Origin of the sequence: Fontisubflavum oceani (assembly GCF_030407165.1) — a bacterium.
In the GTDB taxonomy this organism is placed as follows: domain Bacteria; phylum Pseudomonadota; class Alphaproteobacteria; order Rhodobacterales; family Rhodobacteraceae; genus Rhodophyticola; species Rhodophyticola oceani.
The window spans coordinates 1385284-1397705 of sequence record NZ_CP129111.1 but is presented as its reverse complement, the minus strand read 5'-3'; the positions used below and the strand labels follow the sequence as shown (position 1 = coordinate 1397705).

Here is a 12422-nt window from a genome sequence, read left to right as displayed (position 1 = left end):
CGGCCCCTTCCTTTTGGTCGAAAGGCGTTGTCGCCCTTTATGTCACTCGATGATTTTCGACACCACGCCGGCGCCGACGGTGCGGCCGCCTTCGCGGATGGCGAAGCGGAGGCCGTTTTCCATCGCGATCGGCGCGATCAGCTCAACGTTGAACTTCAGGTTGTCGCCCGGCATCACCATCTCGGTGCCCGAGGGCAGCTCGACCGTGCCGGTCACATCCGTGGTCCGGAAGTAGAACTGCGGGCGGTAGTTGGCGAAGAACGGCGTGTGACGGCCACCCTCTTCCTTGGTCAGGATATACGCCTCGGCCTCGAACTTGGTATGCGGGGTCACAGAACCCGGCTTACACAGCACCTGGCCACGCTCAACGCCGTCACGGTCCACACCACGCAGAAGCGCGCCGATGTTGTCGCCCGCTTCACCGCGATCGAGCAGCTTGCGGAACATTTCAACGCCGGTACAGGTGGTTTTCGAGGTGTCGCGGATGCCCACGATCTCGATCTCGTCACCCACATTGATCACGCCACGCTCAACCCGACCGGTCACAACCGTGCCGCGGCCAGAGATCGAGAACACGTCTTCGATCGGCATCAGGAACGGCTGATCCACGGCGCGGGCCGGCGTCGGGATGTACTCGTCAACCGCCGCCATCAGCTCAGCGATCTTCTCCGACCCGATGGCGTCGTCACGACCTTCCAGAGCGGCCAGGGCCGACCCTGCGATGATCGGGATATCGTCGCCCGGATACTCGTAGGAGGAGAGCAGTTCGCGGATTTCCATCTCGACCAGCTCAAGCAGCTCTTCGTCGTCGACCTGGTCCACTTTGTTCATGAACACGACCATGTAGGGGATACCCACCTGACGGCCGAGCAGGATGTGCTCACGGGTCTGTGGCATCGGGCCGTCAGCCGCGTTCACCACCAGAATGGCACCGTCCATCTGCGCCGCACCGGTGATCATGTTCTTCACATAGTCGGCGTGGCCGGGGCAGTCCACATGGGCGTAGTGACGGTTGTCCGTCTCATATTCCACATGCGCCGTCGAGATCGTGATCCCGCGCGCTTTCTCTTCCGGCGCACCGTCAATCTCGTCATAGGCTTTGAAATCGCCAAACTGCTTCGTAATCGCTGCCGTCAGCGTCGTCTTGCCATGGTCAACATGGCCAATCGTGCCAATGTTCACATGCGGCTTACTACGCTCAAACTTTTCCTTTGCCATTCCCGTGGCGCCTCGTCGTTTAGGGGGCCATATCGAGCCCGGTTCAACATCGCGCGCTCGTTACTCAGATGCGGGAGAAAAATCAAGCGTCAGTTGCTGATGGGCTCCGGGCAATCGTCCGAAACCAGGGGATCACAGGTGGCACTCTCCACCGCGCCAGACGCGGGCGTCTCGGCAGAGGGATCAACAACGGCGTCTATTTCGGAGGCCTCTACATCGTCTGCGGTTGCAGTCTCAGCGCCCAAATCTTCGGTTTCGGCCTCTGTTTCCAGATCGGGCTCCTCCGCCTCGGCAATGGCGGCGACTTCGGCCGCATCCGTGGCCGCAAGGTCAGGGTCGAGATTGAACCATTCGGGGTTTTCCAGCATCCAGAGTTGCACCCGGCGCGCGGCATTACGGGCCAGAATCTGCATCTGTTCCTCCCGCGACCGCACAAGACCTGATCCAATGACCGAGGCCGCACTGGCCCCTTCGAACACCGTGATCTGGTTTGGTTCTTCATGCAGCTTGGCTTGCAACTCGTCATCCCAGACATTGGCGGAGATCACCAGGATCGACTTCGGAGCCAGCACCACCGGAATGCCCGGGGGCGCAAGGGAGTACCCGTCAATATTGATCGCGATATGATAGAGCCGGTCCCCCTCATAGCTGCCAAACCGGCGGTCGATCTCGGCTGTCATTGCCTCTTCCCATTCCTCGGGTGTCGCACGGCGCGACGGGGGCACCTGCTGCATGTTGTCGGCCACCACGATGTTAAAGGCGAGGCGGAAGTCCCCCATATCGGGCAACTCTTCCTCAAGCGGATCCGGCGCGGCGCAGGCGGCCAGAAACAGACACAGGCCAATCGCGGCAAGACGGGTCATAATGCGCATGCGGTTCCCCCTGGATGAGCAGCCGCTTAGCCTTAGCGCAGCATACCGCCTCGCGCAACGATACCGCCATATCCGGCAGCAGAGAGATGCCGAAAGGGCACCGCTCGTTATGGTCCGGTTTCTGTTCGGCGAGCGCCCGCCTGAGCCAAACCCTGAAAGGGTGCAGGCGAGGGAGAAGCTTGCGCCGTCAGGCGCTCAATTTGACGATATGCGCCGAGGGATCAGCCCTTTGTGCCTCCCGACAGAGGCGCACTGCCGCCGCAGATCCGCTGCAACGCGGCCCAGTCCTCCGCCGACAGCACGGGGTCGCCAGGCGTGAACCCAACCGCCGCAGCCGCAGCGGAGGCTTCGATCCGGGTCAGAGTCTCCGGATGCGTGCTCAGATGTTGGAACACCCCCAGATCCATATCCAACCCTTGGTCCCGTATCCGCTGGAAGAACACCCCCAAGGCTCCCGGAGAAATCCCTTCGCGCGCCAGAAGCTCATGCGCATAGGCATCGGCGCGCTCTTCGGCCTCGCGGCTATAGGAGGAGGTGATCAATTGCTGCGACACCGCCGCCATGGCCGACCCACCCAGAAAATCGCCATAGACCAGCCCGATGATCCCAAAGGAGCCCATCGTGCGCAGCACGGCACGGGTGCCATCGCGATGCGCCACATGGCCGATCTCATGCGCCAAAACCGCCGCCACCTCTTCGGGGCTTTGCGCCGCCTCGATCAAGCCACGGTGGAAAGTCACATGCCCGCCGGGCAAGGCGGTGGCGTTGAGCGATGGCTCGCTGACCACGCGCGTCTGGATCGGATAGGGCAGATCGAGCCCGCGCGTCAGCCGTGCTTGCATCCGATCCAACGCCGCCTGACCCGCCGGATCGGTGCACTCATAGGCCCCCATGGCTGGATAGATTTGCTCAAACAAACCCTGCCCGAGCGCCATCTCGGTCTCGGGCGGAATGAGCTCCGCGCCGCGATCGGCCATAACGGGGATCAGGCCGAACAGGATCGCGCCAAAGGCCACAACCGCCGCCGCAACCATGCCGACCATTTTCCGCCACGAGCCTTTCGGCGCGCCCAGTGTCTTCAGATCGGGCAGGGCCGTGACCAGCTCGCGCAACGCCTCCGCCTCGCGGATCACCAGCCGCGCCGGCGCGTCATTGTCGGGCGTGAAAATAAACGCGTCCTCGCGGGCTTGATCCGGCACCTGTCGGATATCGGCCAGCCGCCACCGGATCTCCGCATGGGTTTCGACGTTTTTCAGCTCAAGAACCGCCGCATCACCCTGCCCCGAGACCCGCAGGCTGACGCGTTGAACCATCGGGGTGATCCCGTCAAAAAACTCGGCATAGCTCATCGCCATTTTGTCGGCGAAAGCCTGATTGCGGATCGCATACTCCATCAGAAGGCTCCTCCGACGTTCAGCGCTTCGGCAAAGCCACCCGCATCCCGGGTATCATCGCGATCCCGCTGACGGATGGTGCTGAGCAGCGACGGCTCGTGGATTTCCAAGGTCTCCGCCACATGGCGCACCATCGGAAACGTTATGAAAATCTGCCGGAACACGTTGTAGAAGACGATAATGACCACCAGCGAAATAACGAAAAGCAGCGTCAGCGCGAGGATAACCGACGGCTCTGGAACCGGTGCCGAAGGCCCGCTCGGCAGCGAGATGCCAATCCCCATGCCGATGGCAATCGCGGCGACAATCACGATCGTTGCGGCCACGCTTGTGGCCAGGTTCGTCAAGATGCCACCGATAATATGGATGCGCACCAGGGTCCGGGTGCGGGGGTGAATGTCGAACTCCAACCCGTCACCGAGGGTCTTCATCGCCGCCATCACTCGGAAACTCGCGACGCGGTAATAGATCGCGAACAGAAAGGTCAGAAGAATCCCCAGGTTGCCGACCAAGAACGGCCAAGCAGGCGCATTACTCGCCACCATTGGAATGCCACGCGAGATCGACTCAAGCATGGCGGGAAGGACATAGCTCAATCCATAGCCATAAAGCGCCAGCGTGCCCCAGAAGCAGATCAAGAACGGGATCAAGGGGCCGTAGAGCTGCCAGAAACTGCCGAACTGGGTGAAACGCGCGTTGCCGAACCAGCTCCGATCAGTGAGGTATTTCTCAAGCTGGAATGTGCGCAGCGGCCAAAGCAGGCCAAGCGTGAGGAACGCCAATGCCGAATAGAGACAGGCCCGCCAGGCATACCCCCAGGCCCCCGCCGACATGCCAAAACGGATGCCGCGCCAGCGGCTGCGTGACATGATGTAACGCCGGGCGCGATAACGCGCCATGAAGATGATCGGGATCAACGCCAAAGGTGTCGCAGCGGCCCCATACTCTAAGATGCCTGGGGTGTTTGCGCTCAGACGGATGGTGATGAACATCGCCACCACATTGAAGAACGCCAGGTAGAGCGCCAAAAGGATGATCGCGAAGAGAAAGCCAATGAACTTCTCCGCGCCGGTGCCGGTATATTCCATCGGGGTGCCGCCGGGCCGAACCGCCGACCAATACCAGCGCCGAAAGCGCGTGGTCTGCCAGAACCGGTAGAGACCGAAGGTCAACGCCGTCAGAAATCCGGTTTTCATAGCCAACTGAAACAGGTCGCCCCGCCCGCCGCCAAATTCCGTTTTGAGTGCCGACATGCCGCCTCTTTAGGTAAACCGATTGTCCCGTGGAAAGCCGCGCGGGGCCATACGGCCAGCGCTGGCGCGCTTGCCCATCCATTCGGTCAAATCGGCCTCCGTCCGCGTGCGGCCTGCTGGATCGCTCCAGCTCAAGCCCTCGGACAGAGCAAAGGCGCGGGCGTCGGAAAGGCCCCCGTCTTTGTACTTTTGTAGGCGGACACCTTTGCCGCGGCCCATCTCGGGCAGCTCCTCCAGCGGGAACACCAGAACCTTGCGGTTCTCACCTACGGTGGCGATGTGATCATCGCCCGGTGCCAGGGCGGTGCAGACCTTTGCGGTCACATCGCCTTTCACATTCAGCACCTGTTTGCCTGCGCGTGTCTGCGCCACCACATCGGCCTGCGGCACGACAAAGCCGTCGCCGGCCGAAGAGGCCACCAACAATTTGCCGTCAGGCTGATGAATGAACAGATCCACGATTTCGACCTCATTGGGCATATCCACCATCAGGCGGACGGGTTCCCCCATCCCACGGCCTCCGGGCAAATTTGTGGCAGAAATCGTGTAAAACCGGCCATTGTTTCCAAAACTGAGCAGTTTGTCGGTTGTTTCCGCGTGGAATGCGAAGCGCGGCCCGTCCCCGTCGCGGAACTTCAACTCAGATGTCAGGTCGATATGGCCCTTCATCGCGCGGATCCAGCCCATCTGTGAGCAGACCACCGTGATCGGCTCGCGCTCAATCATCGCCTCAAGCGGCACCTCTTCGACCTCTCCGGCCTGGGCAAATTGCGTGCGGCGGGCACCGAATTCGGAGGTTTTGCCAAATTGCTTGCGGGTTTCGCGGAGTTGGTCTGCGATATGCGACCACTGGATGCTCTCGTTTTCGAGGAGGTCTTCCAGACCCGCGCGCTCTTCCATCAGCGCCTCTTGCTCACGCAAGAGTTCCATCTCTTCGAGCCGCCGCAAGCTGCGCAGCCGCATGTTGAGGATCGCTTCGGCCTGCACCTCGGTCAATTCGCCCTCGCCGGGCGGCGGTGTTTTGTAATCCGCCTCAGACGTGGCGCGGACAAAATCGCGACCCCAATCCTCGCGCATCAGCGCGGCTTTCGGGTCGTCATCATAGCGGATAATGTCGATCACCCGGTCGAGATTGAGGAAGGCGATGATGAAGCCTTCGAGCACTTCCAACCGATGATCGATCTTCTCCAACCGGTGCCGGGACCGGCGGATCAGCACATCGCGGCGATGATCGAGGAAAGCGCGCAACACCTCTTTCAAGGAGCAGACCTTGGGTGTTCGCCCGTCGATCAACACGTTCATATTGAGCGAGAACCGGGTTTCCAGGTCGGAATTGCGGTAGAGCATGCCCATCAACAGGTCTTTGTCGACGGTCTTGGCGCGCGGCTCCAGAACGATCCGGATGTCATCGGCGCTTTCGTCACGCACATCAGCCAGAATCGGGATTTTCTTGGTCTGGATCAGTTCGGCGAGCTTCTCGATCAGCTTGGATTTCTGCACCTGATAAGGGATCTCGGTGACCACGACCTGCCACTGGCCCCGGCCAAGCTCCTCGACCTCCCATTTGGCACGCAGGCGGAAGGCCCCCGGCCCGTCCGATAGGTCTCGGCCATGCTCTCAGGCGGCTCGACGATCACGCCGCCGGTGGGGAAATCCGGGCCTTTGACATAGTTCAGAAGCGTGTCGTCGCGGGCATCGGGCGTTTTGATCAGATGCAGGCAGGCCTCGATCAGCTCATCAAGATTATGCGGCGGGATATTCGTGGCCATACCCACGGCGATGCCGCTGGAGCCATTCGCGAGCAGGTTCGGCAAAGCCGCCGGCAGAACCTCCGGTTCCTGCAAGGTGCCATCGTAGTTGTCCCGGAAGTCGACGGCGTTCTCGGCCAATCCTTCGAGCAACGCCTCAGCCACGGAGGTCATCCGCGCTTCGGTATAACGGCTGGCCGCCGGGTTATCGCCATCGATATTGCCGAAATTGCCCTGCCCATCGACCAGGGGATAGCGAATGGTGAAATCCTGCGCCAAACGCGCCATCGCGTCATAGATCGCGGCATCGCCATGCGGGTGATAGTTGCCCATCACATCGCCGGAGATCTTCGCCGATTTCCGGTAGCCGCCATTGGACGCCAGACGCAGCTCCCGCATCGCATAAAGGATGCGCCGGTGCACCGGCTTCAACCCATCGCGCGCGTCAGGCAAGGCCCGGTGCATGATCGTCGAGAGCGCATATTGCAGGTATCGAGAGCCAATCGCCCGACTCAGCGATTCGCTTGTGTTTTTGTTTTGCTCTGGCGTGTTCTGCTCGCTCATCTGACCCCTTGATACGCAAGGACCGATCCACCGTAAAGCAACCAAAAGCGACGCGCCGGTGTTTTTTCCCCGTATCAGAATCAGCCAACCGGCAATAAACTGCCGATATTGTTTGAAGACTTCTATTCAAGGATTACTGCCATGATCCGATGGACGATTGCGCTTTGCGCGTTGATTTATGTGGGCATGATTGTTTTGCCTGAAGCGGTGCCGGTTCAGCCGCAGACAACACCTGAGGTAGCCACCCAGGCCGCGTTTGACCCCGCCGCCAACCTTCCCACCGCCGATGCAAGCGAGGAGGTACAGATCGCATCGACCGAGCCGCTTGAAGAGGGGATCTTGGCACCCGCCACAGCAGAGCCTGCGCCTGCGATGGTCGTTTTGGGCCCCGATGGTGAGATGATCGAGGTGACCGCCGTGATCCGGCCCGTCGACACGGCCAATGAGATGGTCCGCCTGGCTCGGCAGGTGGAGCCGGAGAATGCGGAAGCGATCGCGCCGCCCATCCGCGAGACGGTCTTTGTCACCGGCGGCCGGGTGAATATGCGCGCAGGCCCCTCCACCGCGAACCCTGTGGTGGTCGCGCTTGGCTTCGGCGCTGAGGCCGAACTGATCGAAGAGGTCGCCGGCGGCTGGACCCAAATCCGCGATATCGAGTCCGGCCGAGTTGGCTACATGGCCGCGCGCTTCTTGTCGCCGACCCGCCCCTAGGCCATTGCCCTGACGCCGCCCCTGGCCTACGCATCGGGTGCGATTGCGCGCGAGGGGTCTATGGCAAAATCTATCCTGATCACAGGTTGCTCTTCCGGATTGGGAGAGGATGCCGCCCGCACCCTGCACGCGCGCGGTTGGCGGGTGTTCGCAACCTGCCGCAAGCCCGAGGATGTGGCGCGGCTGCAGGCGGAGGGGCTGGAGAGCTTCTTGCTGGATGTGGCTGATCCAGACAGCATCGCGGCCGGTATGGATGAGGCGCTCCGTCGGACCGGTGGCACGCTAGATGCGCTTTTCAACAATGCCGGCTATGGGCTACCGGGCGCGATGGAAGACGTCCCGCCCGGCGCGCTGAGGGAGATTTTCGAGACCAATGTCTTCGGGCTGCAAGACCTGACCATTCGCGCGGTGGCCGTAATGCGAGCGCAGGGCGGGCATGGCCGAATTGTGCAACATTCCTCCGCCCTTGGCCGCGTGCCGCTGCGCTGGCGTGGAGCTTATACGGCGACGAAACACGCAGTGGAGGGATTGGCTGATACAATGCGGCTGGAACTGCGCGATACTGATATCCGGGTCTCGATCCTCAATACCGGCCCCGTCACCTCGAAGTTCCGTATCAACTCGATCCCCGGTTTCGAGAAATGGATCGATTGGGAAAACTCCGCCGTCGCGGAGCGTTATCGGGCCCAACTGATCCGCCACCTTTATGAGGATACCGGCAAGGCGCCGTTCCAATTGGACCCGCCCGCCGTGACCGCCAAACTGATCCACGCGCTGGAAGCCCCCGCCCGCGCGCGCGGTACTTCATCACAACCCCCACTTGGATTGTTGAGATCGCCCGGCGTATCCTGCCACAATCTATTTTCGACTGGTTGGTCGCCAAAGCCTAGCCAAACCGAACCGGGCTGCTAGATCGCCCATCACCACCAAAGAAGGACGTGCCATGCTGTCGGACCCGCTTTTCATTATTGTGGCACTTGCCTGTCTCGGCGTGCTGGTCATTTTGCTGATGGGGATCAATTCGTTCCGCATCGGCGGCGAATATGGCCGCAAGAACTCCAACAAATTCATGCGCTGGCGCTTGGCCGCGCAATTCGTGGCGGTGCTGTTGATCCTCGCCTTTGTTTACTTTCGCAGCCAGACAGGAGGCTGACCCAAGATGGTCGTTCTGAACAAAATCTACACAAAAACCGGCGATGCGGGCGAAACCGCTTTGGGCGATGGCAGCCGAGTGGCGAAACATTCGATGCGGGTCGCGGCCTATGGTACGGTGGATGAGTTGAACGCGACGCTTGGCATGGCGCGGTTGCAGGCCGAGGGCGATATGGACGGCATGTTGGCCGCCATTCAGAACGATTTGTTCGATCTCGGCGCCGATCTCTGCACGCCTGGCATGGAGAAAGACAGCGAGCGGGAGTATCCGGCGCTTCGGATCACTGAAGCCCAGGTCTTGCGGCTGGAATCGGAGATCGATGGGATGAATGCCAAGCTCACGCCGCTCCGCAGCTTTATCTTGCCCGGGGGCGCGGCACTGGCCGCGCATCTGCATGTGTGCCGCACCGTGGCGCGGCGGGCCGAGCGGATGAGCGTGGAACTGGCGACGATGGAATCGGTGAACCCGGAGGGGGTGAAATACCTCAACCGGTTAAGTGATTGGTTCTTCGTGGCGGGCCGGATCGCCAATAACGACGGAAAGGATGATGTCTTGTGGGTTCCAGGTGCGAACCGCTGAAAGCGCCGAAGGCTCCACTGGAGCCTTCGGCACCTGGAAGGGTGGAGCCCTGGGGGACGCAAAGGGCGGAGCACCCAAGCGGAAGCCGTAGGCGCATCTCCCGCACCTGCCCCTGCGTCAGATTTGGGCACATCCCCAAACCACCCCATATGGTCAATTGACGGTTAAGTTTTCTCCGCTAGGCTGAACAGGACTCGCATCGGAGGTTTCATGCTGCCACGCCGCGACCCATCTGCTTATCCCGCGCCGAGTATATTTCGGATGCGGTTGTGCATGTCTCGGGCATTTCGGCGGCGATGATTGCGGGCCCGGTGATGATCACCCTGGCAGCGGTGTGGATCGGCGACGCAACGATCATCACGGCCACGACGATCTATACGATCTGCCTGATCGCGATGCTTTCCTGCTCGGCGCTCTACAACATGATCCTGACCCCGGAATGGCAAGATCGGCTGCGCCGGATCGATCAGTCGGCGATCTATCTGAAAATCGCGGGCACCTATACGCCGGTCATCGCCCTGGTCGGGCCGCATGCGGGCTGGTTCCTGGCTCTGATTTGGGGCGTGGCGCTAACAGGAGCCTCGATCATCATTTTCAGCACCCGGCATCCGCGCATCCTGACGCTGATCCTTTATCTGGGCCTTGGATGGGCCGGGGTCGCCCTGGGCGGCTCGGCCCTGGACGGGTTGAGCCAGGCGGGGCTGATCCTGCTTGTCATCGGCGGCGCGACCTATTCCGCCGGTGTGATCTTCCATGTTTGGGAAGGGCTGCCGTTCCACAACACGATCTGGCATGTCTTTGTGCTGGTCGCGACAGGTGTGATTTACGCCGCCGTTTTGGTCGAGTTGGTCCACGCTTCGGGCGCTTGACGTAACGCACGAACCACGTAACGCGGCGTCGGTTGGCCCGCCTGCGTCGATTTTGGACTGTTTTCATCGCTATAAGAACGATAACACACCTCGGGAATGGAGGCGTGTCTGGGCGATCCCGCTTAGGCCATGAATAGGAGTGACGTGCATATGAAGGTGTTGGTGCCTGTTAAGCGCGTGATTGACTATAACGTGAAGGTCCGGGTGAAAGCGGACGGGTCCGGTGTCGATCTCGCCAACGTTAAAATGTCGATGAACCCGTTTGATGAGATCGCTGTCGAAGAGGCCATCCGTCTGAAAGAAGCGGGCAAGGCCGAAGAAGTCATCGCGGTTTCGATCGGGGTGAAACAGGCGCAAGAGACACTGCGCACAGCGCTGGCCATGGGTGCAGATCGGGCGATTTTGGTCGTCGCCGCCGAGGATGTGCACCAGGATATCGAGCCGCTGGCCGTCGCCAAGATCCTGAAAGCCGTGATCGACGAAGAGCAGCCGGGCCTCGTGCTTGCGGGCAAACAGGCGATCGACAACGATATGAACGCCACCGGCCAGATGCTGGGCGCGCTGACCGGTTGGGCGCAGGCAACCTTCGCTTCGGGCGTTGAGATCGAAGGCGACAGCGCCAAGGTCACCCGCGAGGTTGATGGCGGTTTACAGACCATCGAGGTGAAGATGCCCGCCATCGTCACCGTCGATCTGCGCCTGAACGAGCCGCGTTATGCCAGCCTGCCGAACATCATGAAGGCGAAGAAAAAGCCGCTGGATGAGAAGACCGCCGCCGATTACGGCGTCGATGTCACGCCGCGCCTTGAGGTTCTGAAAACCGCCGAGCCGGAAAGCCGCAAGGCTGGTGTCATGGTCGGCTCGGTCGATGAGCTGCTGACGAAACTCAAAGACGAAGCGGGGGTGATCTGATGGCTGTTCTGGTTCTTGCAGAAGTGACCGATGGCGCGCTGGCGATGGATGCCACCGCGAAAGCCGTGACCGCTGCGGCGGCATTGGGCGATGTGACGCTGCTTTGCGTGGGCGCCTCGGCGAAAGCTGCCGCTGATGAAGCGGCGACGATTGCAGGCGTCTCCAAAGTGCTTTGCGCCGAAGATGCGCTTTATGGCCACCGCCTGGCCGAGCCGGTTGCGGACCTGATGGTGAGCCTTGCCGGCGATTACAGCCACATCACCGCGCCGGCGACGACGGATGCGAAAAACATCATGCCGCGTGTCGCCGCGCTGCTTGATGTGATGGTGATCTCGGATGCCACCGCCGTGGTGGATGCGGACACCTTTGAACGCCCGATCTATGCCGGCAATGCGATCCAGACGGTGAAATCCTCGGATGCGACCAAGGTAGTGACTTTCCGGACCTCGACCTTCGATGCCGCTGCCACTGGTGGCAGCGCGGCGGTCGAGATGATCGGCGCGGCCGGTGATCCGGGCCTGTCATCCTGGGTTGAGGACAAAGTGGCCGAAAGCGACCGGCCCGAGTTGACCTCGGCAGGGATTGTTGTCTCCGGCGGGCGCGGCGTTGGCTCGGAAGAGCAGTTTGCGATCATCGAAGGCTTGGCCGACAAACTTGGCGCGGCGGTTGGCGCGTCTCGCGCGGCGGTCGATTCGGGCTATGCACCGAACGATTGGCAGGTTGGCCAGACCGGTAAGGTCGTGGCGCCCGAGCTTTACATCGCGGTCGGCATCTCGGGGGCGATCCAGCACCTCGCGGGCATGAAAGACAGTAAGGTCATCGTCGCGATCAACAAAGACGAAGAGGCACCGATCTTCCAGGTCGCCGATTACGGCCTCGTCGCGGACCTGTTCGATGCGGTGCCAGAACTGACCGAAAAACTCGGCTAAGCGCTGCAAATCATTTATTGCGAAGGCCCGCTGATATCTCGGCGGGCCTTTTTTAATTGGAGTTTTGCTCTACCAAATTGTGCAAGACATTTCGCCATTTGCTCATCGGCTTGTCGCCTCCGCAAGAGCCGCGCCACCGCCTTCCACCTAAAGACCTTGCCAGGCGTTGGGGTCTTATGCTCGGCCTTGCCAGTGGCCAAAATGCTTAACGACAACCCGA

At 61.1% G+C, this 12422-nt stretch carries 10 protein-coding genes and 2 pseudogenes; 7 read left to right on the top strand and 5 right to left on the bottom strand.

The annotated features are described in order from the left end of the window. Positions 1-42 precede the first annotated feature (42 nt). The 5 genes and pseudogenes from tuf to parC form a co-directional block, all read right to left on the bottom strand. Positions 43-1218 carry an elongation factor Tu gene (tuf, locus tag QTA57_RS07220; RefSeq protein ID WP_145214922.1) on the bottom strand — a complete coding sequence of 392 codons (1176 nt, stop codon included), beginning with the start codon at positions 1216-1218 and terminating at the stop codon, positions 43-45. A gap of 89 nt (positions 1219-1307) precedes the next feature. Next, complete coding sequence (locus QTA57_RS07215; protein WP_290154292.1) at positions 1308-2090, bottom strand: hypothetical protein; 783 nt, start codon at positions 2088-2090, stop codon at positions 1308-1310. Positions 2091-2311: 221 nt separating this feature from the next. Then, positions 2312-3484, bottom strand: a complete 1173-nt coding sequence (locus tag QTA57_RS07210; RefSeq protein ID WP_290154291.1) for a M48 family metallopeptidase — start codon at positions 3482-3484, stop codon at positions 2312-2314. After that, the gene (locus QTA57_RS07205) at positions 3484-4737 is read right to left on the bottom strand and encodes a DUF898 family protein (protein WP_290154289.1); all 1254 of its coding nucleotides are present in this window, start codon (positions 4735-4737) and stop codon (positions 3484-3486) included. Before QTA57_RS07205 ends, QTA57_RS07210 begins: the two co-directional genes overlap by 1 nt. A gap of 9 nt (positions 4738-4746) precedes the next feature. Then, positions 4747-7049, bottom strand: a pseudogene (gene parC, locus QTA57_RS07200) (DNA topoisomerase IV subunit A). Positions 7050-7190: 141 nt separating this feature from the next. Here parC and QTA57_RS07195 point away from each other — a divergent pair. The 7 genes and pseudogenes from QTA57_RS07195 to QTA57_RS07165 all read left to right on the top strand — a co-directional run bounded on the left by QTA57_RS07195 (position 7191) and on the right by QTA57_RS07165 (position 12202). After that, positions 7191-7760 carry an SH3 domain-containing protein gene (locus QTA57_RS07195; protein WP_290154288.1) on the top strand — a complete coding sequence of 190 codons (570 nt, stop codon included), beginning with the start codon at positions 7191-7193 and terminating at the stop codon, positions 7758-7760. A 60-nt stretch (positions 7761-7820) separates the two neighbouring features. Then, positions 7821-8650, top strand: a pseudogene (locus QTA57_RS07190) (SDR family NAD(P)-dependent oxidoreductase). A 53-nt stretch (positions 8651-8703) separates the two neighbouring features. Continuing rightward, on the top strand, positions 8704-8913 hold the full coding sequence (locus QTA57_RS07185; RefSeq protein ID WP_145214900.1) for a twin transmembrane helix small protein: 210 nt from the start codon (positions 8704-8706) through the stop codon (positions 8911-8913). A gap of 6 nt (positions 8914-8919) precedes the next feature. Continuing rightward, positions 8920-9492 (top strand): cob(I)yrinic acid a,c-diamide adenosyltransferase, encoded by a 573-nt coding sequence (locus QTA57_RS07180; RefSeq protein WP_290154287.1) that lies wholly within the window; start codon positions 8920-8922, stop codon positions 9490-9492. A gap of 269 nt (positions 9493-9761) precedes the next feature. Then, on the top strand, positions 9762-10361 hold the full coding sequence (gene trhA / locus QTA57_RS07175) for a PAQR family membrane homeostasis protein TrhA (RefSeq protein ID WP_290154286.1): 600 nt from the start codon (positions 9762-9764) through the stop codon (positions 10359-10361). Between the two features lie 150 nt (positions 10362-10511). Then, entirely contained in the window at positions 10512-11273 is a 762-nt protein-coding gene (locus QTA57_RS07170; protein ID WP_171565166.1) for an electron transfer flavoprotein subunit beta/FixA family protein, read from the top strand. After that, positions 11273-12202 carry an electron transfer flavoprotein subunit alpha/FixB family protein gene (locus QTA57_RS07165; protein ID WP_145214892.1) on the top strand — a complete coding sequence of 310 codons (930 nt, stop codon included), beginning with the start codon at positions 11273-11275 and terminating at the stop codon, positions 12200-12202. The genes QTA57_RS07170 and QTA57_RS07165 overlap by 1 nt, the downstream gene beginning before the upstream one ends. Positions 12203-12422 lie beyond the last annotated feature (220 nt).

Coding starts and splice junctions, on each gene's coding strand:
- QTA57_RS07195 (WP_290154288.1), top strand. CDS start 7,191: ATGATCCGATGGACGATTGCGCTTTGCGCGTTGATTTATGTGGGCATG.
- QTA57_RS07185 (WP_145214900.1), top strand. CDS start 8,704: ATGCTGTCGGACCCGCTTTTCATTATTGTGGCACTTGCCTGTCTCGGC.
- QTA57_RS07210 (WP_290154291.1), bottom strand. CDS start 3,484: ATGGAGTATGCGATCCGCAATCAGGCTTTCGCCGACAAAATGGCGATG.
- QTA57_RS07170 (WP_171565166.1), top strand. CDS start 10,512: ATGAAGGTGTTGGTGCCTGTTAAGCGCGTGATTGACTATAACGTGAAG.
- QTA57_RS07215 (WP_290154292.1), bottom strand. CDS start 2,090: ATGCGCATTATGACCCGTCTTGCCGCGATTGGCCTGTGTCTGTTTCTG.
- QTA57_RS07165 (WP_145214892.1), top strand. CDS start 11,273: ATGGCTGTTCTGGTTCTTGCAGAAGTGACCGATGGCGCGCTGGCGATG.
- tuf (WP_145214922.1), bottom strand. CDS start 1,218: ATGGCAAAGGAAAAGTTTGAGCGTAGTAAGCCGCATGTGAACATTGGC.
- QTA57_RS07205 (WP_290154289.1), bottom strand. CDS start 4,737: ATGTCGGCACTCAAAACGGAATTTGGCGGCGGGCGGGGCGACCTGTTT.
- QTA57_RS07180 (WP_290154287.1), top strand. CDS start 8,920: ATGGTCGTTCTGAACAAAATCTACACAAAAACCGGCGATGCGGGCGAA.